This window comes from Streptomyces chisholmiae (genome assembly GCF_031845445.1).
In the GTDB taxonomy this organism is placed as follows: domain Bacteria; phylum Actinomycetota; class Actinomycetes; order Streptomycetales; family Streptomycetaceae; genus Streptomyces; species Streptomyces chisholmiae.
This window is the reverse complement of sequence record NZ_JAVREO010000004.1, coordinates 182,208-207,103: the sequence shown is the minus strand read 5'-3', so window position 1 is coordinate 207,103 and position 24,896 is coordinate 182,208. Positions and strand designations below refer to the sequence as shown.

The window sequence follows — 24,896 nt, the reverse complement described above, 5'->3', positions numbered from 1 at the left end:
GCCCCCGCTAGGGCGACAGGCCGGCTTCCCCTTCCGACCGACCGCCGTCACCGACCACCTGACCCGGCCGCCGTGGCGGCCGTGCGGCAGTGGACGGGACCCGACGAAGGGCAGGGAAGAGCGTGGCGGCCCTGGCGATCGTCCCCTTCGATGACCGCTGGACCGCGCCGGCCGCCGCCCTGCTGGCCAGCGCCCACCGGTCGACGGCCGCCCCCTGGCCGGATGTCGACCTGGCCGACCCGGAAGCGGCCCAGGCGCTGCTCGCCGACTGGCGCGCGGTGGGCCCGGGGCTGGCCGCGGTGGACGGGCACGGCACGTTGCGCGGCTTCGCGCTCGCCTCGGTCCCCGGCCCCCCTGGCCAGTCGACCGCCCGGGTCCGGCTGGCGCACCACGCCGCCGCCCCGGACGTGACCCGGGAGGTCTACCGCCGGCTCTACCGGGAACTGGCCGGCCGGCTGACCCGGCTCGGCCGCTTCGCGCACGGCGTGGTGATCGCCAGCGAGCACCGAACGGCCGTCGCGGCCCTGGTCGAACTCGGCTTCGGCCTGGACCAGGTCAAGGGCCTGCGCGGGCTGACCGCCCCGGAGCCCGCGCGCCCGTCGGTCACCCTCCGGCCGGCAGACCACGCCGACCTGCCGCAGCTCGGTGCCCTCGTGCGGGAGTTGCAGCGCTTCCACGCCGAACCGCCCATGCTGCGCCCCGCGTTGGTCGACCAACCGGCCGTCGACGCGGACCTGCGGCGGGCGGTCACCGACGCGCGGCGGCTGGTGCTGCTGGCCGAGGAGGGCGGCCGTCCGGTGGGGATGATGCTGGCCGGCCCGGACAGTCGCCACCCGGCGACCGCCACCATCGGCATGGCCGTGGTCACCGCATCGGCCAGGTCGGCCGGCGTGGGCACCGCGCTGCTGGGCGGCGTGCTGGCCTGGGCCGACGCCCGGGGGGCGACGGCCTGCGGCGTCGAGTGGACCTCGGCGAACCTGGTCGGCGACGCCTTCTGGCGCGGACACGGGTTCGTTCCCGTGCGCCTCACCCTGTCCCGGCTGGTGGACGCGCGGGTCGCCCGGGCCGGCGCCACGCCAGACGCACGTGATCCGCGAGACCCGCCACCGGGCCCGCCAAGCTGAGCCCGCCGCACCGGCCGGACGGCGCCGAGGCTCCGGCACGCACCGTCCACCTTCCGGGGCCAGCCACCCCGGGGCCGACCAGACCCGCTGCCCCACCGTGGTCGGCGCCAGGACCAGCCGGCCACGGCCGGCACCGCCACCAGCCGTCCGCACCAGCCGCCCCGCCCTCGCGCGCCCGCGCGTTCAGCACCAGCGCGCGGGCGCCCCGCTCAGGTACCCGGTTCGCGCGCGACCAGGCGGTAGGAGACGGCGCCGAAACGGAGTTGGTCGCCGGCCCGGACCGGCACCGTGTCGGTGACCCGGCGCCCGTTCACCCAGGTGCCGTTGGCCGAGCCGAGGTCGCGCAGCGTCCAGCCGGCGGCGGTGCCGCGCAGCTGCGCGTGGTAGCGGGAGACGCTGGCGTCGTTGAGCCGCAGGCCGGAGCCGGCGGCGCGGCCTATCGCCAGCGGCTTGGGGCCCGGCAGGGGCAGCACCAGCTGGGGCAGCCGCTCGGCGCGCCAGGCCAGCCGCAGCCGGTGTTGGAACGCGGAGATCCGGGTGACGGAGGTCAGCAACCAGCCGTCGGAGCGCGGCGCCCGCCGGTCCGGCAGGTCGTGCAGCACCTCGGCCAGTTCGTCCGGGTGCCGGGCCGCCATGATCAGCTCGACGCGCTGGAGCAGCGTGTCGGGCGAGATCCGCCCCTCGGCCATGCCCTCCCTGAGCACCTCCAGTGCCTCTTCCCGGTCCGCGTCCGAGATCCGCGGTCGTTGAGCCTCCGAGTCGGGCGTGGTCATGCCGGGATTCTGGAGGAGAGGCGGGCTGGCTGTCCAGATTCGTCCGGGGTGGGGTAACCTCGTTGTGACGCCCAGCGGTTGGCCTGATGACGGGCCCGCGATCGAGGAAGGAGGCGTTGACGATGATGTGTCCCTGCATGTCTGTTGCCGTCCCGCGCCTCCGCCGGTCCCTGATCGGGCGTCCCACCGACTGACGTGGGCGCGGGCGGTTTCCGGAAGGAACCCCCGTGACCGAACTGGTCATTCGTCCCCTCGCGGCGAACGAGTCCGCCGCGCTGTTCCACTCCCTGAAGCTGCCCGACGCCGGGCTGGTCGGGCGCGAGCTGCTGGCCGCGCCGTACGACACCTTCGAACTCCGCGCCGCCGGCGGCGACTACCGACCCGACTGGACCTGGCTGGCACTGCGGGACGGCGAGGTTGTGGCCCGGGCCGCCTTCTGGGGCGGTCCGGACGACGAGCGGCCCAGGGCGCTGGACTGGTTCGACTTCACCGACCCGGAGGCCGGGGTCGCGCTGCTGCGGGCCGCCCCCTTCGACGCCGAGTACGAGCTGATCCTGCCGCCCGGCTGGCGGTCCGACCCGGCGGTCGAACGGGCCGCCGAGACCCGCATGGCGGCCTCCGTGGCCGCCGGCTACCGCCGGCTGACCGAGCGGTTCCGGTATGTCTGGACGCCGGAGTGCGGGCTGCCGGAGCGGACCGGCCGGCTGGTGTACCGGCCCGAGCCGGACGACGAGGTGGTGCTGGACGTGCTGGCCCGGGTGCACTCCGACACCCGGGACCACCACGCGCTGCGCGCCATCGAGAAGGGCGGCCCGCGGGCCGCGGCCCAGGAGGAGATGGACTTCATCAGGTGGTGTCCGACGCCCCGCGAGTGGCTGCGGCTGGCCTACACCCCGGCGGGCGAGCTGGTCGGCATCCAGGTGCCGGCGGGCAACCCCAACGGGTTCTGTGTGGGCCTGATCGGGGTCGTGCCCGAGCAGCGGGGCCACTCCTACGGCTTCGACCTGCTGGTCGAGTGCACCCAGGACCTGGTGGCCGCGGGCGCGGAGCGGATCGCGGCGGCCACCGACGTGGGCAACACGGCGATGGCCGCCTCCTTCGCCCGGGCCGGTTATCCGATCAGTCAGCATCGCTGGTGCCTGGTGCGGGACTGACGCGCCCCCGCCACACGGCGGGGACTCTGGCCTGAACGGGGCGTGGCGCCCAGCATGGACCCATGTTGTTCGAGGTCTGGGCGCCACGAGCCCGCGAGGTCACGCTCCAGCTGAACGGCCGGCCGCTGCCGATGCGGCCGGCCCCCGGTGGCGAGGGGTGGTGGCAGGTCGAGGCGGCGGCGGAGCCGGGGGCGCGGTACGGCTTCGCGTTGGACGGCGGCGAGCCGCTGCCCGACCCGCGGGGCCGGGCGCTCCCGGACGGCCCCGAGGGGCTGAGCGCGGTGGTGGACCCGACGCGGTTCCCGTGGCGGCACTTCTGGCCGGGGCGCGGGCTGGCCGGCGCGGTCATCTACGAGCTGCACACCGGCACCTTCACGGCCGCCGGCACCTTCGACGCGGCGGCCGAACGCCTCGGCCACCTCGCCGAGTTGGGGGTCACGCACGTCCAGCTGATGCCGGTGAACCCGTTCCCCGGCCGGCACGGCTGGGGGTACGACGGGGTGGCGCCCTGGGCGGTGCACCAGCCCTACGGCGGGCCCGAGGGGCTGGCCCGGTTCGTGGACGCGGCGCACGGGCACGGCCTGGGCGTGGTGCTGGACGTGGTGCACAACCACCTGGGCCCGTCCGGGAACCGGCTGCCGGAGTTCGGGCCCTACTTCACCGAGCGGCACCACACGCCCTGGGGCGCCGCGGTCAACCTCGACGGGCCGGACTCCGACCCGGTGCGGTCCTACTTCGTGGGCAGCGCGCTGGCGTTCCTCCGCGACTACCGGCTGGATGGCCTGCGGCTGGACGCGGTGCACGCGCTGCTCGACGACCGGGCGGAGCACCTGCTGGCCGAACTGTCCGCCGCCGTTGACGCGTTGGCGGAGGCCGAACGACGGCCGCTGTTCCTGGTCGCCGAGTCGGACCGCAACGACCCGCGCACCGTCGCGCCCCGCGCCGCGCACGGTCTCGGCCTGCACGGCCAGTGGAACGACGACTTCCACCACGCGCTGCACTGCGCCGCGACCGGCGAGGCCCAGGGCTACTACGCGGACTTCGCCCGGGCCCCGCTGGCCGCCCTGGCCAAGACGTTGACCTGCGGCTTCTTCCATGACGGCGGGTACTCCTCGTTCCGTGGCCGGCGGCACGGCCGACCGCTGGACCGGACGGCGGTCTGGGGGCACCAGCTGGTGGGCTACGCGCAGACCCACGACCAGGTGGGGAACCGGGCGCTGGGCGACCGGCTGGCCGCGCTGCTCGGGCCGGCCGGCGTGGCGCCGCTGGCCGCGCTGGTGCTGTGCGGGCCGTTCACGCCGATGCTGTTCATGGGCGAGGAGTGGGGCGCCGGCACCCCGTGGCAGTACTTCACCGACCACCAGGACCCGGCGCTGGCGGCGGCGGTGCGGGACGGCCGGCGGCGGGAGTTCGCCGCACACGGCTGGACGGCGGGCGAGGTGCCGGACCCGCAGGACCCGGCGACCAGGGACCGTTCCGTGCTGGACTGGGACGAGCCGGTCCTGGACCCGGAACGGGCCGCGCTGCTGGACTGGCACCGGCGGCTGATCGCCGTCCGACACCGCCACCTGCCGCCCGACCTGCGGCTGGCCCAGGTACGGGTGGAGTTCGACGAGGCGGCTCGGTGGCTGGTGCTGCACCACGGGCCGCTGGTGGTGGCGGTCAACCTGGCGGCCGAGCCGCGGCGGCTGCCGCTGGGCACCGGGACGTTCAGCACGCTGGCCGCCAGCCCGCAGGCCGGGCCGCCGGCCGAGCCGTCCGACGGCGCGCTGCCGTTGCCGGCCCGGGCGGCGCAGGTGCTGCTGCGCACCTGAGGCCGGCCGGTCAGCCGTCGGTGGCCAGTCGGACCGCGAGCCCGATCAGCACCACCCCGGAGACCTGCTCCAGCCGGCGGCGGACGGTCGGGCGGGCGAGCACCGCCCGCATCCGGTCCACGCCCCAGACGTAGGTGGCGTAGTAGACGACCTCGAAGACCGCCCAGATCGCGGCCAGCAGCACCATGGTGGCCAGGTGCGGGGCGCCGGCGGGGACGAACTGCGGGAGGAAGGCCATGGCGAAGATGCCAGCCTTGGGGTTGGCCAGGTTGAGCAGCAGGCCGGCGCGGTAGCAGCGGCCGGCGGAGTCGGCCTCGGCCGGCGGCCGCGCCAGCTCGGCCGGCGCGCCACCGCGCCGGGCGGCGTACAGGCTCTGGGCGCCGAACCCGAGCAGCACCACCGCGCCCACCAGCCGCAGCACGTCGTAGGCGACCTCGGAGGCGTCCAGCAGCGCGGTCAGGCCGAGCGCGGCGGCCAGGCCCCAGAGGAAGACGCCGGACTCGTTGCCCAGCACCGTGAAGAAGCCGGACCTGCGGTCGCGCAGGGAGTTCCGGATGATCAGCACGGTGCTGGGGCCGGGGGCGGCGGCTATCAGCAGGCAGGCGCCGAGGAAGGCCGGCAGGTGACTCCACATGGGCGCCATCCTGCTGCGCCGCCGCGCCGTCGGCCAGCGGGTTCCGGCCCGTGGACGAGCCGCCCGCCGGGGGCGGCCCGTCGGGCGGACCCTACGCCGTCGGGGTCAGCCGGACGGCGATGGAGTTGATGCAGTACCGCAGGTCGGTCGGGGTGTCGTAGCCCTCGCCCGCGAAGACGTGGCCGAGGTGCGAACCGCAGGTGCGGCAGAGCACCTCGGTGCGGGGGCGGCCCGGCAGCGAGTTGTCCGGGCGGGTCTCCACCGCGTCGCTGTCCGCCGGGTCGAAGAACGAGGGCCAGCCGCAGTGCGACTCGAACTTGGTGTCCGAGCGGAAGAGTTCGGCACCGCAGGCCCGGCAGTGGTAGACGCCCTCGGTCTTGGTGTCGGTGTACTCGCCGGTGAAGGCCGGCTCGGTGCCGGCCTGGCGCAGCACCCGGTACTCGTCGTCGGACAGCTGCGCGCGCCACTCGTCGTCGGACTTCTCGACCTCGTAGGCCATGGTTCTCCTTCGTCGTGTTCGGTTCGGGGGCCGGCCGGTCAGCCGGCCAGCCGGGCCAGGATCAGCGGGCCCAGCTCGGTGACGTCGCCCGCCCCCATGGTGAGAACCAGGTCGCCCGGCCCGGCGATTCCCGCCACCAGGTCGGGGACCGTGTCCTTGACCCGCACGGCGGTCACCTCGGCGCCGTGCCGGCGGGCCGCGTCGATGATCAGCTCGCTGGTGACCCCGGGGATCGGGTCCTCCCTGGCCGGGTAGATCTCCAGCACCAGACAGCCGTCGGCGAGCGCCAGGGCCTGGCCCATCTCGACGCCCAACTCCTGGGTGCGGCTGAAGAGGTGCGGCTGGAAGACGACCAGGACCCGGCCAGCGCCGGCACCGGACCTGATGGCCTCCAGGTCGGCGGCCATCTCGGTGGGGTGGTGGGCGTAGCTGTCGATGACCCGCACCCCGCCGGCCTCGCCGACCAGCTGGAGCCGGCGCCGCACGCCGGTGTAGCTGCCCAGCGCGCCGGCCAGCTCGGCGGCCGGGACGCCGGCGGCGACCCCGGCGGCCAGCGCGGCGACCGCGTTGTGCGCGTAGTGCCGGCCCGGCACGGAGACGTCGAAGGTCAGCGTCTCGCCGTCGATCTCGACGGTGACCTGGCTGGTCAGCCCCTCGGGCCGCAGGTCGACCACCCGCACGTCGGCGTCCGCGGCCTCGCCGTAGGTGCGCACCGCGAGCCCGGGGCGGCCGGTGAGCCGGGCGGTGAGCTTGCGGGCCCCCTCCTGGTCGGCGTTGATCACCAGCGTGCCGCCGGGTCGGACCCGCTCGACGAAGGTCTCGAAGGAGTCGTAGATCTCGTCCATCGACGCGTAGTTGGCGTGGTGGTCCAGCTCCACGTTGAGGATGATCGCCACCTCGGGGCGGTAGTGGTGGAAGCTGCGGTCGCTCTCGTCGGCCTCGGCGACGAAGAGGTCGCCGGTGCCCTGGGCGGCGTTGGAGCCTGGCGTGTCCAGGTCGCCGCCGATCGCGTAGGACGGGGACCGGCCCAGGGTGGTGAGGCTGACGGCGAGCATCGAGGTGGTGGTCGTCTTGCCGTGGGTGCCGGCCACCGCGATGGCCCGGGTGCCGGCCATCAACGCGGCCAGCGCCTCCGCCCGGTGGATCACCGGCAGGGCGCGCCTGGCGGCCTCGACCAGCTCGGGGTTGTCCGGCCGGATGGCACTGGAGACCACGACGCAGGTGGCGTCGTCGGCCAGGTGCTCGGCCAGGTGCCCGATCCCCACGGTGACGCCCAGCTCGCGGAGCGCGGCCACGGTCGGCGAGGCGCGGTGGTCGCTGCCGGCGACGGCGGCGCCGCGCTGGGCCAGCAGCTTGGCGATACCCGACATGCCGGCGCCCCCGACGCCGATGAAGTGCGGTCGTTCCATGCCGGGCGGGATCGCCGTGGTCATCGTCAGTCTCCCTGCTAGACGCGGTGCGTGCCCGATTGTCGCACCCGGCGGGCGGCGCCCGGCGGAGGCCGCTCCCCCGGCGGAGGCCGTCCGCGGCGCGCCGGCGCGCGGGGCCGGCACGCGCGCCGGCTACTCGCCGTGCGCGAAGAGCCGGAGCACCGGGACGCCGACCTTGTGGCGGGCCCGGGAGGCCCAGTCCCGGTGGAACAGCTCCTCCACGTAGTGCGGTGCGGTGAGCACCACCACCTCGTCCGCGCCGGTCTCCGTCACCACCGAGGCCAGCAGGTCGAGCGGGTGGTCGGCGACCAGCTGGCCGACGGCGTCGGCGCCGGTCGCGCGGAGCGCGGCCAGCGTCTCGTCGAGCCCGCGCAGCGCCGGCGCCACGGCCTCGCCGCCCGCCGGCTCGTCCGGCTCCCGGGCCGCCTCGCCGAACTCGCCCAGCGCCACGTCGTCGACCGCGCGCAGCAACTGGTCCTGGTCGCCGCGCGGCTGCATCAGCACCACGAAGGACTGCTCCTCGTCGCCGTGCAGCGTGGTGACCAGCTCGACATCGGTGGGCACCAGGGATTTCTCGATCATGAGGACAGTCGTGATCACGATTAACGCCCTTCGTCGGCCGGTCCGCGCTCCCGGCGGAGGACGCCCTCCGCCGTGCCGGAACGCCGTGGAACCACGGCGTCGCGCCCCTTCAGTCTGCCCACACCAGAATAAGCGGAACGTGACATTCCGCAGATTGTCGGACCCCGGGGAGGAACCCGGCCCGGATCAGCGCGCCGGGGCGCCAACCGCGCGGTACCGGTGGAAGAGGAAACCCTCGTCGGTCAGCAGGTCGGTGAGCCGGAACTCGTGCGGCACCGGCACCTCCGGGCCGGCGACCACCCGGGAGGCCGCGCCGAGCGCGAGCCGGGGCGCGACCGTCAGGCACAGCTCGTCCAGCGCCCGCGCGCCGGCGAACGCGCCCAGCAGCCGGGGCCCGCCCTCGGTCAGCAGCCGGGTCAGGCCACGGGCCGCCAGCGCGGCCCTGATCCGGTGCGGCTCGGCGGTCGCGCCGTCGCCGGCCAGCAGCACCTCGACGCCGGCCGCAGCGGCGGCGGCCAGCCGGTCCGGCGGCGCCCCGGCCCCGGTGACCACCAGGCTGGGCACCACGGGGGCGGCGAACAGCGGCGCCGCGAAGTCCAGGTCGAGGCTGGCGCTGACCACCACGATGGCGGCCGCCGGCGACTGGCCGGCCGCGGCCCGGTCGGCGGCGAACTCGGCCCGCGCGCGGGCCGGCCGGTACCCCTCCCTGCGGACCGTCTCGGCGCCCACCACCACCGCGTCGGCCAGCGCCCGCAACACCCCGAAGATCCGCATGTCGGCCGGCCCGGAGAGCGGCTGCGACCGGTGCTCGTGGTGGGCCGCCCCGTCCAGCGAGGCGACCATGTTGGCGCGCAGCCAGCAGCCGTCGGCGGCCACCGGCCGGGGGTAGGCGTAGGCCGCGGCCAGCTCGGCGAGCGTCGGCTCCGGCCCCTCGGCGTCGGTCGGGGCGGGCGGGACGGGCGCTTCGGTCGGGGCCGGCGGGGCGGCCGGCGGGAACAGGCGTCGCATGGGGCGCAGTGTGGCACAGCGGGCGCCCCCGCCCGGCCCACCCGTCTGGCGTAGAATCGAAGACCGTGTCCCACCGCAACGCGCCCCCGCCGACCAGCCACGAGGGCGAGCCGCCGGCGCTCAGCGCCCGCTCGCCACAGGTGCCGGCCGACCGGCTGGTAGCGGAGCTGGTGCCGCCGCCGCGCTTCGACGCGGTCCGCTTCGACACCTACGTCCCCGACCCGAACCAGCCGAGCCAGCGCCTGGCGATCAAGGCGCTGGAGGAGTTCGCCGACTCGCTCGACGGCGCCGGCCGGAGCGAGGGGCGGCGCGGCCTGTTCCGCGGCCGCGCCCGGAAGGCCAGGCCCACCGGGCCGCGCGGCGTCTACCTGGACGGCGGCTTCGGCGTGGGCAAGACCCACCTGCTGGCCTCGCTCTGGCACGCCGCGCCGGCCCCGCCCGAGCGGAAGGCGTTCGGCACCTTCGTCGAGCTGACCAACCTGGTCGGCGCGCTGGGCTTCCAGCAGACCGTGCGCACCCTCGCGGGCCACCAGCTGCTGTGCATCGACGAGTTCGAGCTGGACGATCCGGGCGACACGGTGCTGATCTCCTCGTTGCTGTCCCGACTGGTGGACGAGGGGGTGGCCCTGGCCGCCACCTCCAACACGCTGCCGGGCAAGCTGGGCGAGGGCCGGTTCGCCGCCGCCGACTTCCTGCGCGAGATCCAGGGCCTGGCGGCCCACTTCCGCCCGCTGCGGGTGGACGGCGAGGACTACCGGCACCGCGGGCTGCCCGAGGCGCCGCCGCCGCGCCCCAGGGAGGCGGTGGTCGAGGCCGCCCGGTCCACCCCGGGCGCCACCCTGGACGACTTCGGCACCCTGCTGGACCACCTGGCGCGGGTCCACCCCAGCCGGTACGGGGCGCTCTGCGACGGGGTCAGCACGGTCTGCCTCACGGGGGTCGGCCCGGTGCCCGACCAGACCACGGCGCTGCGGCTGGTGGTGCTGGCCGACCGGCTCTACGACCGGGAGATCCCGGTGCTCGCCTCGGGCGCGCCGTTCGACGAGCTGTTCAGCGAGGAGATGCGGCGGGGCGGCTACCGCAAGAAGTACTTCCGCGCCATCTCCCGGCTGACCGCCCTGGCCCGGGACGCCGGCCGCGCCAGCTGACGCCGCCCCGCCGCCGGGCGCGGCCCGCGCCGCGCGCCGTCCCGTGGGCGGGCGCGGGTGAACAGCCCGCGGAGCGCGGCGCGTTCACGTTCGGCCCCGAAAAGCTCAACTCCAGCTCAGCGGCAGCTCAAAAGTTCCTCAGAACTCGCCCGTCGTGCGCCGCCCGCCGGTTGCCGGACCGCCCTCGGGGGAGAACAGTGAACAGCTCGCCGGAGCGGTCGACCGGCGGACGGTAGGGGGATCGGGGGAACACCATGGGGCTGGGCATCGGAATCGGCTGGCGGCCCGAGATCGCCGACGCGATCGCGGGCCTGCCGGGCGTCGACTGGGTCGAGGTGGTGGCCGAGAACGTCTGCGCCGACCACCTGCCGGCGCCACTGGCCGGGCTGTTGGCCGAGGGCACCACGGTGGTGCCGCACGGCGTCGGCCTCGGCCTCGGCGGCGCGGACCGGCCGGCGCCCGGCCGGCTGGTCGAGCTGGCCCGGGTCGCCGAGGCGCTGCGCGCGCCCCTGGTCACCGAGCACATCGCCTTCGTCCGGGCCGGCGGCCCCCTGACCGGCACCCCCCGGCTGGAGGCCGGCCACCTGCTGCCCGTGCCCCGCACCCGGGACGCCCTCGACGTGCTCTGCGCCAACGTGCGGATCGCGCAGGACGCCCTGCCGGTGCCGCTGGCCCTGGAGAACATCGCGACGCTCTTCGGCTGGCCGGACGAGGAGTTGACGGAGGCCCAGTTCCTGAGCGAGCTGGTCGAGCGCACCGGGGTGCGGCTGCTCATCGACGTGGCGAACCTGCACACCAACCACCGCAACCGGGGCGAGGACCCGGCCGAGGCGCTGGCCGGGCTGCCGCTGGAGGCCCTGGCCTACGTGCACGTCGCCGGCGGGGTGGAACGGGACGGGCTGTGGCACGACAGCCACGCGCACCCCGTCCCGCCCGAGGTCCTCGCGGTGCTGCGCGAGCTGTGTGACCGGGCCGACCCGCCCGGCGTGATGCTGGAGCGGGACGCCGGCTTCCCGCCGGCCGACGAGCTGGCCGGCGAGCTGGCGGCGATCCGCGAGGTGGTCGAGACCGGTCGGGTGCGCCGTGGCTGAGCGCCCCGACCGCGGGGAGCCGGCCGAGCTGGCCGCCGCCCGGCGGCGGCTCGCCGCCGCGCAGGACGCGCTGCTGGCCTCGCTGGTGGCCGGCGGCCCGGCCCCCGCGGGCTTCGACGAGGACCGGCTGCGCGCCCAGCGGCGGGCGCTGGTCGGCAAGCGGGCCGCCGTGCTGGCCAAGGTGACGCCCGAGCTGGCCGAGATCCTGGGCGACGGATACCGGGCCGCCGTCCGGGCCTACGCCGCCGAGGTGCCACTGACCGGCGGCTACCGGCAGGACGCCGTCACGTGCGCCCGCTCCCTGCTCGACCGGCACACCGGCCTGTCGCCCGAGGTCCGCGCCCGGCTGGCCGACTGGCTGACCGCCGGCGGGCACCGGGCCCGGCCGCGCGCCGGCTGGCTGCGCCGGACGCTGGCCGGCCTGACGAAGAAGCGGCCCGCGCGGCCCGGGGAAAGGTGATCGAGATGTGGCTGGCGATCTGTGTCGGCACGGGCCTGTACACCGTGGCCTTGCTGGCGTTGATGCTCCGCGCCCGGGCCAGGGCGCTGCCGGCGCCGGCGGGCACGGCGCGGCCCGGCGTGGACGACGCCGTCGAGCTGGCCTTCCTGACCGGCGGCGCCGGCCGGGCCGCCGACACCGTGCTCTGCGGCCTGCTGGAGAAGGAACGGATCGAGCTGACGTCCCACCAGGTGCACGTGGTCCGGCCGGTCGCGGACACCGAGTTGGAGCGGGTCGCGCTGGCCGCCTGCGGCGACGCCTGGGTCACCCCGCTGGGCACGGTGCGCGCCGCCCTGATCACCTCCCGCCCACTGCAGAACGTCGGGGACACACTGGCCACCCGCGGGCTGCTCTGCTGGCCGGGACGGCTGCGGGACTGGCGCCGGTGGGCACTGCTCACCCGGGTCGTCGCCGCCGTCAACGCCCTGTGGCTGCCCTACCTGTTGCTCACCATGGGCCGCGAGGACGCGATCGGGCCACTGGGGCTGATCGGGCCCGCGCTCAGCACGGTGGCGATGATCGGCTCCCTCGTCTTCGGCCCACCGCCCATGAACCTGCCCCCGGCCGGCCGGGAGACCGTGCGGGAGGCGGAGCGGCACCGCCCGGTGTTCGCCTGGGGCCTGGCCGGCGCGGTGGCCCTCGGCGGCCTGGCGGCGCTGGACGCCGCGCTGGGCGACCAGTTCCGGGCCACGGTCGCCGGCGGCGGGGGTGCGGCGGCGGCCGGCGACGGCGGCTCGACGACCTGGAGCGCCGGCTGCGGCGCCACCGGCGGCGAGGGCGGAACCGCCGGTGGGGGCGACGGCGGTGGCGGCGGGGACGGGGGCGGTGGTGGCTGCGGCAGCGGGTGTGGTGGCTGCGGTGGCTGTGGCGGCTGACCGCCCGGCCGGGGCAACGCCCCTCACGACCGGAGGAAGGAGATCGAGATGTGGCAGATCCTCAGCCTGAGCCACGGCGTGCTGGCCCTGCTCTGCCTGGGACTGATGCTGTTCTGGGGCGCCCGGGCGCTGCCCCGGCCGGCGCGGAAGGGCAGCCCGGCGGTCCGGAGCACCGCCGAGCTGGCCTTCCTGGCCGGTGGCGCCGGCCGAGCCGCCGACACCGTGCTCTGCGGCCTGCTGGAGAAGGAGCGGATCTACCTCACCGACGGACAGGTCCAGGTGGTGCGGCCGGTCGCCGACGACGAACTGGAGCGGGCGGCGCTGGCCGCCTGCGGCGACGCCTGGGTCACCCCGCTGACCGAGGTGCGGGCCGCCCTGATCACCTCACCCGCGCTCCAGGAGGTGGGACACACGCTGGCCGGGCGGGGGTTGCTCTACCTGCCCCGGGAGCTGCGGGCCTGGGTCAGGAGCACGTACCTGACCCGGACCGTGGCCGTGCTCGGTCTCCTCTGGCTGCCGTTCGCGGTCACCGCCCTGATGGCCTCGGAGACCGCCGGCGTCGAGGTGTTCGTCGGCCCCAAGCTGAGCGTGCTCGCGCTGTTCGTCTCCTTCTCCTGCGCCCCACCCCGTGGCCGGCTGCCCCTGCCGGGGCGGAAGGCGCTGCGGCGGGCCCGACGGGCGCGGCGGAAGAACGCCCGGGGGATGGCCCGCACCGTGGCCCTGTTCGGGGTCGGGACGCTGGACGCCGCGCTGGCCGAGCAGTTCCGGGCGGCGGCGCCGGCCGGGCGGTCCACCGCGCACGCGGCCGCCACGTCCAGCGGCCAGACCACCTGGGCCGCCGGCTGCGGCGGCGGAGGCGGTAGCGGCTGCGGTGGCGACAGCGGTGGAGGTGGTGGCGGCGGCTGCGGTGGCGGCAGCAGTTGTGGCGGCGGAGGCGGAGGCGGTGGCTGTGGTGGGGGCGGCGGCTGACCCCCGCCCCCGCGGCCGGGGCCCGGCCTCAGGCCAGGCCCGCCACCAGCTCGGCGACCGACCGCCGGCGCCCGGTGTAGAACGGGATCTCCTCCCGGACGTGCCGGCGGGCCGTCGAGGCCCGCAGGTGGCGCATCAGGTCGACGATGCGGTGCAGTTCGTCGGCCTCGAAGGCCAGCACCCACTCGTAGTCGCCCAGCGCGAACGAGGAGACGGTGTTGGCCCGCACGTCCGGGTACCCGCGGGCCATCTTGCCGTGCTCGGCCAGCATCGCCCGGCGCTCCTCGTCCGGCAGCAGGTACCACTCGTAGGAGCGGACGAACGGGTAGACGCAGACGTGCTCGCGCGGGGACTCGTCCGCCAGGAAAGCCGGGATGTGCGACTTGTTGAACTCGGCCGGCCGGTGCAACGCCATGTTCGACCAGACCGGCTCCAGCCGCCGGCCGAGCCCGGTGCGCCGGAAGAGGTTGTACGCCTCCTGGAGCTGCTCCGAGGTGGCGGCGTGCCACCAGACCAGCACGTCGGCGTCGGCCCGCAGCCCGGAGACGTCGTAGGTGCCCCGGACCACCACGTCCTTCGCGGCCAGCTGCTCGAACAACGTGTCCACCTCGTCCGCGAGCCCCGCCCGGTCCTCGGGCAGCAGGTCCCGCAGCCGGAACACCGACCACAGGGTGTAGCGGATGGTCTCGTTCAGTTCCTTGGCGCGCTTGCCGGTGGGCTTCTCGGGTGCGTTCGTCATGTCGGCTATTCTCCCGCCTCGCCCCGTGGTCCGGCCGGCAGGGTGCGCAGCAGCGCGGCCGCCGCGCGCTCGGCGCCGGCGATACAGGCCGGCACTCCCACCCCGTCGTAGGCCGCGCCGCACAGACCGAGCCCGGGCAGCTGCGCCAGGTAGCCGCGGACCCGGGTGATCCGGGAGTCGTGGCCGACGGTGTACTGCGGGAGCCCCTGCCGCCAGCGGGTCACCACCCGGTCCACCGGGGTGGCCCGCAGGCCGACCGCCTGGCCCAGGTCGTCCAGCGCCACCCGCACCAGGTCGGCGTCGTCCCACTCCAGCGCGGCCTCCTCGCCGAACCGGCCGACGGAGACGCGCAGCACGAACAGGCCGGGGTCGGCCGCCGCCACCCAGTCCCACTTGCCGCTGCTGAACGTCGCCGCCTTGATGGTGCGGCCGTCCACCGCCGGCACCAGGAAGCCACTGCCGCGCGGCAGCCTGGCCAGCTCCGCACGGCGGAAGGCGAGCGTGACCAGCGCCATCGAGGCGTACTCGACCGCCGCCAACTCCCCCGCCGCGGCCGGCGCCTCGGCCGCCAGCAGCCGGGCGGCGGCCGGCGCCGGGACGGCCAGCAGCACCCCGTCGGCGACCAGCGAGCGGCCGTCGTCCAGCGCCGCGGCCCAGCCGCGCGCGGTCCGGCGCAGCCCGGTGACCGCGACGCCGGTCTCCAGCACGGCGCCGCGCCCGGCGACGTCCTCGGCGACGGCGGCGGCCAGCGTGCCCACGCCGCCCTCGATGCCGGTGAAGACCGGCGAGTTGGCGACGGCCGGCGAGGTCTCGGCGCGCAGCGAGCGGACGGCGGCCAGCAGCGAGTCGTGCCGCCGCACCGCCTCGTAGAGCCGGGGCACGGCGGCGCGCAGCGAGATCCGGTAGGCGTCACCGGCGTAGACCCCGCCGAGCAGCGGGTCCACCAGGCGGTCCACCACCTCGGTGCCCATCCGGTCGGCGACCAGCCGGCCGATCCCGATGTCCTCCGGCACCCGCAGCGGCGGCAGTTCGGCGTCCCTGGCGATCCGCGCCAGCCCGCTGTCCGAGAGCACGCCGGCCAGCGCCGCCGCGCTGTCCGGGACGCCCATCACGTGGCCCGAGGGCATCGGCCGCAGGGCGTCTCTGGTCCAGATCGCCGCGGTGGTCACGACGGGGGGGCGCAGCGCGTCCCCCAGGCCGACGGCCTTCGCGAGGTCGATCGCCTCCGGGCGTCTGGCCAGCAGCGACTCGGCGCCCAGATCCACCTGGAGGCCGGCGACCTGCCCGGTGCGGAGTTTGCCGCCCAGCCGTCGGTCCGACTCCAGGAGGGTGACCCGGAGGCCGGCGGCGAGCAGTCGATGAGCCGCGGTGAGTCCGGAGATCCCACCGCCGACGACGATCACATGCATGGGTCCACTCTGGCAGACGGCCCAACGAGTCCTCCGCGTGACCTGATCGGAACGGTTCGGGGACATCCGGGAACGGACCGACTTCGTCCAAGTGGTGACCGATGGGCGTCGCGACCCGCGGACGCCACGGGGGTGGAGAGAGGTTCGACCATGCGCGAACGCACGGCCGAGGAACGACGACGGCGCTGGCCCGTCCTGACCGCGGCGCTGACCGGCGCGGTGCTGCTCGCCGGCTGCACCAGCTCGGGCGACACGGACGAGGGGGCGGGGTCGAGCGAGGCCGCGGCCGACTGGGAGCGGGGTGTGGAGTCCGCCGCCCCCGAGGCGGGCGGCGAGCAGGCGGAGGCCGAGGACACCGGGGAGCCGGCGGCGGTCGCCGAGGTGCCCGACCCCGGCCAGCTGATCCAGTCCGCCACCCTGACGCTGACCGTGGACGCGGTGCCGGACGCCTACGCGGAGGCGGTGCGGCTGGCCCAGACGACCGGCGGCTACGTCAGCCACGAGACGACCAGCGGCGGCGAGGCCGGCACCCGGTCCTCCACGCTGACCCTGCGGGTACCGAGCGAGGCGTACCCGGAGCTGCTCGCCGCGCTCCCCGAGCTCGGCGAGCTGACCGCGCGCGAGCTGACCACCGAGGACGTCGGGGACGAGATCGTCGACCTGGACAGCCGGCTGGCGACCCAGCGGGAGAGCATCGCCCGGGTCAGGGCGCTGATGGAGGACGCCGGCTCACTGGCCGAGATCGTCCAGCTGGAGTCGGAACTCAGCACCCGGCAGGCCGAGTTGGAGTCGCTTGAGGCCCGGCGGGAGACACTGCGCGGGCAGACCGCGCTGGCCACCGTCACCCTCCAGCTGCACGAGGAGGGCCAGCCGCTGCCCGAGCCCGAGGAGTCGGACGACGACGACCGCCCCTCGGTGCTGGACGCGCTCCTCGGCGGCCTGGGCTTCGTCTGGACGGTGCTGGTCTGGGCCGCCATCGGGGTGGGCGCCGCGTTGCCGGTGGCGGCGCTGCTGGCCCTGCTCTGGCTGCTCTGGCGGCTGCTGCGCCGCCGGCTGCCGGACCGGCCCCGCCGCTCCGGGGTCGTCGCCCCGGCGCCCGTCACGACGCCGCCGCCGCTCCCCCGGCCCACCCAGCCCCCAGCGCAGGCACCGGCCCCGGCCGGCGACGGCGACTGAACGCGCACCCGCGGGGAACCGTCCGGCGGGTCCTGGCGCGGACCCGCCGGACGGGCCCTCAGCGGGCGGTCCGCTCGTGGACGTAGGCGGTGAGCCGGGTCAGCGCGTCCGGGTCGGTGTCGGGGAGCACGCCGTGGCCGAGGTTGAACACGTGGCCCGGCAGGTCCTTCGCCGCGGCCAGCACCCGGTCGGTCTGCTCCTCGACCGCCGCGGTCGGCGCGAAGAGCACCGCCGGGTCGAGGTTCCCCTGGAGCGCGAGCCCCGGGCCGACCCGGCGGGCCGCCTCGTCCAGCGGCACCCGCCAGTCCACGCCGATCACGTCGGCGCCGGCCTCCGCGAGCAGGCCGAGCAACTCGCCGGTGCCCACGCCGAAGTGGACCCGCGGCACCCCGTGGTGCGCCACCGCGTCGAAGACCCGCTTGGAGGCCGGCAGCACCGAACGCCGGTAGTCGGCAGGGGCCAGCGCGCCCACCCAGGAGTCGAAGAGCTGCACCGCCGAGGCGCCGGCCTCGATCTGCACCGAGAGGAAGGTCGAGGTGATCCCGGCCAGCCGGTCCAGCAGCTCGGCCCACAGCCCCGGGTCGCCGTACATCAGCGCCTTGGTGTGCTCGTGGTTGCGCGAGGGCCCGCCCTCCACCAGGTAGCTGGCGAGGGTGAACGGGGCGCCGGCGAAGCCGACCAGCGGGGTGTCCCCCAGCTCGGCCGTGGTCAGCCGCACCGCCTCGGTCACGAAGGAGACGTCCTCCGGGGTGAGCGGGCGCAGCCGGTCCAGATCGGCCCGGCTGCGGATGGGCTCGGCGACGACCGGGCCGACCCCCGGCTTGATGTCCAGGTCGATGCCGATCGCCTTCAGCGGGACCACGATGTCGCTGAAGTAGACCGCGGCGTCCACCCCGTGCCGGCGCACCGGCTGCAACGTGATCTCGGTGACCAACTCCGGCCGGGCGCAGGCGTCGAGCATCGCGATGCCCTCGCGCGCCTTGCGGTACTCGGGGAGCGAACGGCCGGCCTGCCGCATGAACCAGACGGGGGTGTGCGGCACCGGCTCACGGCGGCACGCCTTCATAAACGCAGAGTCGGTAACAGTCACGAAAAGAAGTCTCCCACGGCACTCGGTTGGGCCCGCACCCCCGGGTGTGGCTACCGGCGGCGCACCGCTTCGCCGCCTAGGGTTACCGGCCATGGCAGCGTCTCGCACTCGCACGGCGGAGGAGTCACGGCACATGAGCGACCCCGGGGGTGGGGCACCGTCCGCGTTCCAGCAGGCGGTGGCCGCGCTCGACGCGGCACGGCCGCGGCCGGAGGTGACCCTCTCCCCGCTGCCGCCGCCCCGCCGGCTCGCCCCGTACGCGCACGCGCTGGGCGCCGCGGTGAGCGCGGGCGGCGAGGAGCTGGCGGACGGCCGGTTCGTACTGCTGCACGATCCGGCGGGCGAGGAGAGCTGGGGCGGCGACTTCCGGGTGGTCACCCTGACCAGGGCCGACCTGGAGCCGGACGTGGCGGCCGACCCGCTGCTGCCGGAGGTGGCCTGGTCCTGGCTGACCGAGGCGTTGCAGGCCAGGGCGTTGCCCAGGGACGTGCCGAGCGGGACGGTGACCCGGGCCGACTCGGCGTTCTTCGGCGGGCTGGCGCAGCGTCCCGGCCGCGCCGAGCTGGAGCTGCGGGCCTCCTGGACGCCGGCCGAACCGGCCGACGTCGGCGCCCATCTACTGGCCTGGTGCGGGCTGTTGGCGCAGTGCGCCGGCCTGCCGCCGGAGTCCAGCGGCACGCCGGTGACGGCGCTGCCCCGGCGTCGCGGCCCCCGCCCCGGCTGAGCCGCGCCCGGGCGGGGGCGGCCGGCGCCCCGCCGGCGGTCAGGGTGACGCCGCGGAATCACCGGTTCGTGATCATTCCCTAAAGGCCCCGGAGCATCCTGCCGAAGAGGTCTGTGACCCTTCCATCCGGATCGCCCCGACTCCTCCTGGCAGGAGTCGGTTCCTTCCCCAGCCCACCCTCCGGGAGGCCCGGTGTCTGTTCTTCTTGAGCACCCCGCAAGCCTGGTCGCCTACCGCCCCAACAAGCCGACGGCCATGGTCGTCGTGGCCGACCCCCGAGTCCGTTCCACCGTGACCCGCCACCTGTGGGCTCTCGGGGTCAGGGACGTGATCGAGGCGTCGTCCATCGCGGAGGCCCGTCCCAGAGTCGCCAATCCGCGCGACATCTGCGTTGCCGACGTCCACCTGCCCGACGGTTCGGGCCTGACCCTCCTCTCCGAGACCCGGGCCGCCGGCTGGCCCAACGGTCTGGCGCTCTCCGCCGCCGACGACATCGGCGCGGTGCGCAACGCCCTCGCCGGTGGCGTCAAGGGCTACGTCGTCACCGGTACCCGCAACAACCTCGGCCCGCCCAGCCGGCACGGCGCCGCGCACATCGGCGCCGCGGCGCGGATGCACCGCCGGCAGCCGGGGGCCCCAGCCCACCAGGGCGGCTTCCGCGAGTTGTCCGGCCGCGAGGTCGAGGTGCTGCGGCTGGTGGCGGAGGGCCAGTCGAACAAGGCCATCGGCGTCTCGATGGGCCTGTCCGCGCTGACCGTCAAGAGCCACCTGGCCCGGATCGCCCGCAAGCTGGGCACCGGGGACCGCGCCGGCATGGTCGCGGTGGCCCTGCGCACCGGCATCATCCACTGAGATCCCGTCCGCTCCCGGCGCACGCCCTCCGTCCGGCGTGCGCCGGGAGCGCGGAAGAGACGTTGTGCTCCATGAGCACACAGTTACCCTTGACAGGTGAGCGACGCCCAACAGATCACCGAGTCAACGTCTGAACCTCCCTCCCCCGAGGACGCGGGTCCCGCGCCGGTTCCGCTGCTCACGCCCCGGGAGGGTGTTCCCCCGGTGATCGCCGACGAGGCCGCGCTCGCCGCCGTCGTCGCCGACCTGGCCGCCGGCTCGGGGCCGGTCGCCGTGGACGCCGAGCGGGCCTCCGGATACCGCTACGGCCAGCGCGCCTACCTGGTGCAGCTGCGCCGGGCCGGCGCCGGTACCGCCCTGATCGACCCGGTCGCCTGCCCCGATCTGAGCGGGCTGGACGCGGCCATCAGCGACGCCGAGTGGGTGCTGCACGCGGCCACCCAGGACCTGCCCTGCCTGCGGGACATAGGCATGCGTCCGGACCGGCTCTTCGACACCGAACTGGCCGGCCGGCTGGCCGGGTTCGCCCGGGTCGGGCTCGGCGTGATGGTCGAGACGGTGCTCGGCTACAGCCTGGAGAAGGGACACTCCGCCGTCGACTGGTCCACCCGGCCGCTGCCCGAGCCCTGGCTGCGCTACGCGGCCCTGGACGTCGAGCTGCTGGTGGACCTCAGGGACGCCCTGGAGGAGGAGCTGCGGCACCAGGGCAAGCTGGAGTGGGCGCTGGAGGAGTTCGCCGCCATCGCCGCCGCTCCCCCGCCGCCGCCCCGCAAGGACCCGTGGCGCCGCACCTCCGGCGTGCACAAGGTGCGCAGGCGCCGCCAGTTGGGCGTGGTCAGGGAGCTGTGGCTGACCCGGGACGAGACGGCCAGACGGCGGGACCTGTCGCCGGGCAAGGTGCTCTCCGACGCGGCGATCGTCGCCGCGGCCCAGGCCATGCCGCGGGACAGCCGGGCGCTGGCCGCGCTGCCCGGCTTCGGGCACCGGACCAACCGCCGGCAGCTGCAGCAGTGGCAGACGGCGATCGACCGGGCCAGGGAGCTGCCGGAGGAGGAGCTGCCGCAGACCGCGCAGCCCCCGCAGGGGCCGCCGCCGCCGCGCGCCTGGGCGGAGCGGGACCCGGTCGCCGCCGCCCGGCTGACGGCGGCGCGGAGCGCGGTCACGGCGCACGCCGAGGAGCTGCGGATGCCCCAGGAGAACCTGCTGACCCCGGAGCTGGTGCGCCGGCTGTGCTGGGAGCCGCCGGCCGAGCACTCGCCGGCGGCGGTGGGCGCCGCGCTGCGCGCGCTGGGTGCCAGGGAGTGGCAGATCGGGCAGACCGCGGGGCTGCTGGCGAAGGCGCTGGACGCCTCCTGACCCGGGACGCGGGGCGCGCGCCGGTGGTGATCTCCGCCCGCTGCGGCGGCCGGCGCTTGCCAGCCGGTTACCCACAAGTAGCATGGGTTCCGATCTCAGTGTCTCGGCGTGGAGAGAGAGGCCATCGTGCCGCGTACCGCTAGGGACGTCGTGTTCGTTGACGGCGTCCGTACCCCCTTCGGCAAGGCGGGTCCCAAGGGGATCTACCACGAGACCCGGGCCGACGACCTCGTCGTCAAGTGCATCCGGGAGCTGCTGCGACGCAATCCGCAGCTGCCCCCGGAGCGGGTGGACGACGTGGCGGTGGCCGCCACCACCCAGATCGGGGACCAGGGGCTGACCCTGGGCCGCACGGCGGCGCTGCTGTCCGGGCTGCCGGCCAGCGTCCCCGGCTACTCGATCGACCGGATGTGCGCCGGCGCGATGACGGCGGTGACCACCAGCGCGGGCGCCATCGCCTTCGGCGCCAGCGACATCGCGGTCGCCGGCGGCGTGGAGCACATGGGCCGGCACCCGATGGGTGAGGCCGTCGACCCCAACCCCCGGTTCGTCTCCGAGAAGCTGGTGGACGAGTCCGCGCTCTTCATGGGCATGACGGCGGAGAACCTGCACGACCGCTTCCCGCAGCTGAGTCGGGCCCGGGCCGACGAGTACGCGGTGCGCAGCCAGGAGAAGGCAGCCAAGGCGTACGCGGACGGCAAGATCCAGCGGGACCTGGTCCCGGTCTCGGTGCGCCGCACCGAGGGCGAGGGCGAGCTGGGCTGGGGCCTGGCCACGGCGGACGAGCCGATGCGCCCGGGCACCACCCTGGCGGGCCTGGCCGGGCTGAAGACCCCGTTCCGCCCGCACGGCCGGGTCACCGCGGGGAACGCGGCCGGGCTGAACGACGGCGCCACCGCCTCGCTGCTGGCCGGCGAGGACGTCGCGGACGAGCTGGGGCTCCCGGTGCGGATGCGGCTGGTCTCCTTCGCCTTCGCCGGCGTCGAGCCCGAGGTGATGGGCTTCGGCCCGATCCCGGCGACCGAGAAGGCGCTGGCCAAGGCCGGTCTCTCGATCGGCGACATCGGCCTCTTCGAGGTGAACGAGGCCTTCGCCGTGCAGGTCCTGGCCCTGCTGGACCACTACGGCATCGCGGACGACGACCCCCGGGTCAACCAGTACGGCGGGGCGATCGCCTTCGGCCACCCGCTGGCCTCCTCCGGGGTGCGGCTGATGACCCAGCTGGCCCGGCAGTTCGAGGACCAGCCGCAGGTCCGCTACGGGCTGACCACCATGTGCGTCGGCTTCGGCATGGGCGGCACGGTCATCTGGGAGAACCCGCACTGGGAGGGCAAGTGAGGCAGCCCGCGGTACACCGGTCGAGCGACGAGGCGAAGGAGTCACAGTGAGTACCGCTGAGCAGCTGCGGGGAGCGGCCGACGGCTTCCCCGACGAGGTGGTCACGCAGGCGCTGGTGCGCCATCTGGACCTGCCGCAGGGCGCGGGCCGGTTCGCGTTGATCACCCTGGACAACGGCTTCGACCACAAGAAGCCGACCACGTTCGGCCCGCGGTCGCTGGCCAACCTGGACGCGGCCATCGACCAGGTCGCCGCCGAGGCGGACGCCGGCGAGATCGTGGGCGTCGGGATCACCGGCAAGCCCTTCGTCTTCGCCGTCGGGGCCGACCTCAAGGGCGTCGAGGTGATCGCGGAGCGCGGGCAGGCGCTGGGCATCGGCGTCGGCGGCCACGCGATCTTCCGCCGGCTGGCGGACCTGGCCGTGCCGAGCTTCGCCTACTACAACGGCGCGGCCCTCGGGGGCGGCGTCGAGGTGGGGCTGCACTGCACCTACCGCACGGTCTCGGAGTCCATCGGCGCCTTCGGGCTGCCCGAGGTCTTCCTGGGCCTGGTGCCGGGCTGGGGCGGCTGCACGCTGCTGCCGAACCTGATCGGCGCGGACCGCGCGGTGACGGTGATCGTGGAGAACGCGCTCAACCAGAACCGCATGCTGTCCGGCCCGAAGGTCTACGAACTGGGCATCGCGGACGCGCTGTTCGAGGCGGCCGACTTCCTGGAGCAGTCGCTGCGCTGGACCGCCTCGGTGCTGCGCGGCGAGCTGGCGGTGGCCCGGCAGGAGCCGGACCGCGGCGAGGCGTGGGACCAGGCGGTGGCCAGGGGCCGGCAGTTCGCCGACGAGAAGGTGCACGGCGCGGCCCCGGCCGCGTACCGGGCCCTGGACATCATCGCCCAGGTCCGCGACGGCGACCTGTCGGCCGGCTTCGCGGCCGAGGACGAGGCGCTGGCCGACCTCATCATGGGCGAGGAGCTGCGCAGCGGGCTCTACGCGTTCAACCTGGTGCAGCGCCGGGCCAAGCGCCCGGTGGGCGCCCCGGACAAGGCGCTGGCCCGGCCGGTGACCAAGGTCGGGATCGTCGGCGCCGGGCTGATGGCCTCCCAGCTGGCGCTGCTCTTCGCGCGCCGGCTCCAGGTGCCGGTGGTGCTCACCGACGTCGACCAGGAGCGGGTCGACAAGGGCGTCGGCTGGGTGCACGAGCAGCTGGACATGCTGCTGCTCAAGGGCCGACTCAACCAGGACCAGGTCAACCGCCTCAAGGCGAACGTGACGGGTGCCCTGGACAAGGCGGCGGCCTTCGCGGACGCGGACTTCGTGATCGAGGCCGTCTTCGAGGACATGGGCGTCAAGCAGGAGGTCTTCGCCGAGCTGGAGGCGGTGGTCCCGGAGCACGCCGTCCTGGCCACCAACACCTCCTCCCTCTCGGTCACGGAGATGGCCTCCCGGCTGAACCACCCGGAGCGGGTGGTCGGCTTCCACTTCTTCAACCCGGTCGCCGTGCTGCCGCTGCTGGAGATCGTCCGCGCCGAGCGCACCGACGACGCCTCGCTGGCCACCGCGTTCGCCGTGGCCAAGCAGCTGCGGAAGTCGGCGGTGCTGGTCAAGGACGCGCCGGCGTTCGTGGTCAACCGCATCCTCACCCGGTTCATGGGCGAGGTGCTGGCGTCCATCGACGAGGGCACCCCGGTCGAGGTGGCGGACGGCGCGCTGGCGCCGCTGGGCCTGCCGATGTCCCCGATCGTGCTGCTGGAGCTGGTGGGCCCGGCGGTGGCACACCACGTCACGGGCACCCTGCACGCGGCGTTCCCGGAGCGGTTCGGCGTCTCGGAGAACCTGGGCCGGGTGGTGGCCGCCGGCCGGCGCACCTTCTACGACCACCAGTCGGGCAAGCCGGAGCTGGACCCGGAGGTCGCGGCGCTGTTCCAGGTCGGCGACCGGGTGCTCGGCGAGGAGCAGGTCCGGGCCAGGGCGCTGGACGCCATCGCCGAGGAGATCGGCCTGATGCTGGACGAGGGCGTGGTCGCCGAGGCGCAGGACATCGACCTGTGCCTGCTGACCGGCGCCGGCTGGCCGTTCCACCTGGGCGGCATCACGCCGTACCTGGACCGGGCCGGGGTCTCCCAGCGGGTGCTGGGGCGGCGGCTGTTGGCGCCCGGCGTGGCGAGCGTGCCGGAGTAGGGTCCGTGAGGTGACGGACGGACAGACGGAAGGCGCGGCGTCCGGCCCGGTTGATCCGGGTCGGGCGCCGCTGCTGTTGGTGGACGGCGCCAACGTGGTGGGCTCGGTGCCGGACGGCTGGTGGCGGGACCGGCGGGGCGCGGCGGAGCGGCTGCGGGACCGGCTGGCCGGCCGGGCGGGCCCCGAGGAGCTGGTGCTGGTGGTGGAGGGCGCGGCCCGCGGGGTGGCCCCGGTGCCCGGGGTGCGGGTGGTCTCGGCGCCGGGCAGCGGCGACGACCAGGTGGTGGAGCTGGTGCGGGCGGCGGGCGCCGGCCGCAGGTGTCTGGTGGTGACCGCCGACCGGGGGCTGCGGGAGCGGGTGCTGGCGCTGGGCGCCGAGGTGCGCGGGCCGCGGCAACTGCTCGCGGAAATTCCTCCGGCGGAGCGATGAGTTTCGGTA

Annotated in this window: 22 protein-coding genes and 1 pseudogene; 14 read left to right on the top strand and 9 right to left on the bottom strand. The window is 75.5% G+C overall.

All coding sequences use genetic code 11. The features are described 5' to 3' along the window. Positions 1-122 precede the first annotated feature (122 nt). A complete protein-coding gene (locus RM844_RS08350; protein WP_311666322.1) occupies positions 123-1,124 on the top strand; it encodes a GNAT family N-acetyltransferase in 1,002 nt (333 codons plus the stop codon). Positions 1,125-1,333: 209 nt separating this feature from the next. Here RM844_RS08350 and RM844_RS08345 read toward each other — a convergent pair whose 3' ends face one another. Next, positions 1,334-1,897: a DUF1707 and FHA domain-containing protein gene (locus RM844_RS08345; RefSeq protein ID WP_311666321.1), complete on the bottom strand. Its 564-nt coding sequence runs from the start codon at positions 1,895-1,897 to the stop codon at positions 1,334-1,336. A gap of 227 nt (positions 1,898-2,124) precedes the next feature. Between RM844_RS08345 and RM844_RS08340 the strand changes: the two genes are divergently transcribed. Beyond that, the gene (locus tag RM844_RS08340; RefSeq protein WP_311666320.1) at positions 2,125-3,051 is read left to right on the top strand and encodes a GNAT family N-acetyltransferase; all 927 of its coding nucleotides are present in this window, start codon (positions 2,125-2,127) and stop codon (positions 3,049-3,051) included. A 62-nt stretch (positions 3,052-3,113) separates the two neighbouring features. Further along, positions 3,114-4,865 (top strand): malto-oligosyltrehalose trehalohydrolase, encoded by a 1,752-nt coding sequence (treZ, locus tag RM844_RS08335; protein ID WP_311666319.1) that lies wholly within the window; start codon positions 3,114-3,116, stop codon positions 4,863-4,865. Positions 4,866-4,875: 10 nt separating this feature from the next. Here the strand turns inward: treZ and RM844_RS08330 are convergent, their stop codons facing one another. From RM844_RS08330 to RM844_RS08310, 5 genes are all read right to left on the bottom strand, one after another. Further along, a complete protein-coding gene (locus RM844_RS08330; protein ID WP_311666318.1) occupies positions 4,876-5,499 on the bottom strand; it encodes a LysE family translocator in 624 nt (207 codons plus the stop codon). Between the two features lie 91 nt (positions 5,500-5,590). Continuing rightward, positions 5,591-5,998: a peptide-methionine (R)-S-oxide reductase MsrB gene (gene msrB, locus RM844_RS08325; RefSeq protein ID WP_311666317.1), complete on the bottom strand. Its 408-nt coding sequence runs from the start codon at positions 5,996-5,998 to the stop codon at positions 5,591-5,593. A 38-nt stretch (positions 5,999-6,036) separates the two neighbouring features. Beyond that, positions 6,037-7,431, bottom strand: a complete 1,395-nt coding sequence (gene murC / locus RM844_RS08320; RefSeq protein WP_311666316.1) for a UDP-N-acetylmuramate--L-alanine ligase — start codon at positions 7,429-7,431, stop codon at positions 6,037-6,039. 129 nt (positions 7,432-7,560) lie between these two features. Continuing rightward, positions 7,561-8,028, bottom strand: coding sequence for an indole-3-glycerol phosphate synthase (locus RM844_RS08315; RefSeq protein WP_311666315.1), 468 nt, complete (start codon positions 8,026-8,028; stop codon positions 7,561-7,563). A gap of 168 nt (positions 8,029-8,196) precedes the next feature. Continuing rightward, complete coding sequence (locus RM844_RS08310) at positions 8,197-9,018, bottom strand: dihydrofolate reductase family protein (RefSeq protein WP_311666314.1); 822 nt, start codon at positions 9,016-9,018, stop codon at positions 8,197-8,199. Positions 9,019-9,083: 65 nt separating this feature from the next. On the opposite strand from RM844_RS08310, the gene zapE reads away from it, so the two are divergent. The 4 genes and pseudogenes from zapE (at position 9,084) to RM844_RS08290 (ending at position 13,600) form a co-directional block, all read left to right on the top strand. After that, positions 9,084-10,166, top strand: a complete 1,083-nt coding sequence (gene zapE, locus RM844_RS08305; RefSeq protein WP_311666313.1) for a cell division protein ZapE — start codon at positions 9,084-9,086, stop codon at positions 10,164-10,166. Between the two features lie 254 nt (positions 10,167-10,420). Beyond that, a pseudogene (locus tag RM844_RS08300) lies at positions 10,421-11,717 on the top strand (DUF692 domain-containing protein). 5 nt (positions 11,718-11,722) lie between these two features. Next, the gene (locus tag RM844_RS08295) at positions 11,723-12,631 is read left to right on the top strand and encodes a TIGR04222 domain-containing membrane protein (protein ID WP_311666312.1); all 909 of its coding nucleotides are present in this window, start codon (positions 11,723-11,725) and stop codon (positions 12,629-12,631) included. A gap of 48 nt (positions 12,632-12,679) precedes the next feature. Beyond that, entirely contained in the window at positions 12,680-13,600 is a 921-nt protein-coding gene (locus tag RM844_RS08290; protein WP_311666311.1) for a TIGR04222 domain-containing membrane protein, read from the top strand. Positions 13,601-13,628: 28 nt separating this feature from the next. Here RM844_RS08290 and hemQ read toward each other — a convergent pair whose 3' ends face one another. Both hemQ and hemG read right to left on the bottom strand, forming a co-directional pair. Further along, positions 13,629-14,339 carry a hydrogen peroxide-dependent heme synthase gene (gene hemQ, locus RM844_RS08285; protein ID WP_311666310.1) on the bottom strand — a complete coding sequence of 237 codons (711 nt, stop codon included), beginning with the start codon at positions 14,337-14,339 and terminating at the stop codon, positions 13,629-13,631. 5 nt (positions 14,340-14,344) lie between these two features. Next, positions 14,345-15,748, bottom strand: a complete 1,404-nt coding sequence (hemG, locus tag RM844_RS08280; protein ID WP_311666309.1) for a protoporphyrinogen oxidase — start codon at positions 15,746-15,748, stop codon at positions 14,345-14,347. Positions 15,749-15,898: 150 nt separating this feature from the next. Between hemG and RM844_RS08275 the strand changes: the two genes are divergently transcribed. After that, positions 15,899-16,924: a DUF4349 domain-containing protein gene (locus RM844_RS08275; protein ID WP_311666308.1), complete on the top strand. Its 1,026-nt coding sequence runs from the start codon at positions 15,899-15,901 to the stop codon at positions 16,922-16,924. 58 nt (positions 16,925-16,982) lie between these two features. Here RM844_RS08275 and hemE read toward each other — a convergent pair whose 3' ends face one another. After that, complete coding sequence (gene hemE / locus RM844_RS08270; RefSeq protein ID WP_311666307.1) at positions 16,983-17,990, bottom strand: uroporphyrinogen decarboxylase; 1,008 nt, start codon at positions 17,988-17,990, stop codon at positions 16,983-16,985. A gap of 157 nt (positions 17,991-18,147) precedes the next feature. Between hemE and RM844_RS08265 the strand changes: the two genes are divergently transcribed. The 6 genes from RM844_RS08265 (at position 18,148) to RM844_RS08240 (ending at position 24,887) form a co-directional block, all read left to right on the top strand. Continuing rightward, complete coding sequence (locus tag RM844_RS08265) at positions 18,148-18,738, top strand: DUF3000 domain-containing protein (protein ID WP_311666306.1); 591 nt, start codon at positions 18,148-18,150, stop codon at positions 18,736-18,738. A 192-nt stretch (positions 18,739-18,930) separates the two neighbouring features. Next, positions 18,931-19,590 (top strand): response regulator transcription factor, encoded by a 660-nt coding sequence (locus RM844_RS08260; protein ID WP_311666305.1) that lies wholly within the window; start codon positions 18,931-18,933, stop codon positions 19,588-19,590. Positions 19,591-19,686: 96 nt separating this feature from the next. Beyond that, positions 19,687-20,946 (top strand): HRDC domain-containing protein, encoded by a 1,260-nt coding sequence (locus RM844_RS08255; protein ID WP_311666304.1) that lies wholly within the window; start codon positions 19,687-19,689, stop codon positions 20,944-20,946. A gap of 126 nt (positions 20,947-21,072) precedes the next feature. Further along, the gene (locus tag RM844_RS08250) at positions 21,073-22,284 is read left to right on the top strand and encodes a thiolase family protein (RefSeq protein WP_311666572.1); all 1,212 of its coding nucleotides are present in this window, start codon (positions 21,073-21,075) and stop codon (positions 22,282-22,284) included. A gap of 46 nt (positions 22,285-22,330) precedes the next feature. Next, positions 22,331-24,457 carry a 3-hydroxyacyl-CoA dehydrogenase NAD-binding domain-containing protein gene (locus tag RM844_RS08245; RefSeq protein WP_311666303.1) on the top strand — a complete coding sequence of 709 codons (2,127 nt, stop codon included), beginning with the start codon at positions 22,331-22,333 and terminating at the stop codon, positions 24,455-24,457. Between the two features lie 10 nt (positions 24,458-24,467). Then, a complete protein-coding gene (locus tag RM844_RS08240; protein ID WP_311666302.1) occupies positions 24,468-24,887 on the top strand; it encodes an NYN domain-containing protein in 420 nt (139 codons plus the stop codon). The last annotated feature ends 9 nt before the right edge of the window (positions 24,888-24,896 follow it).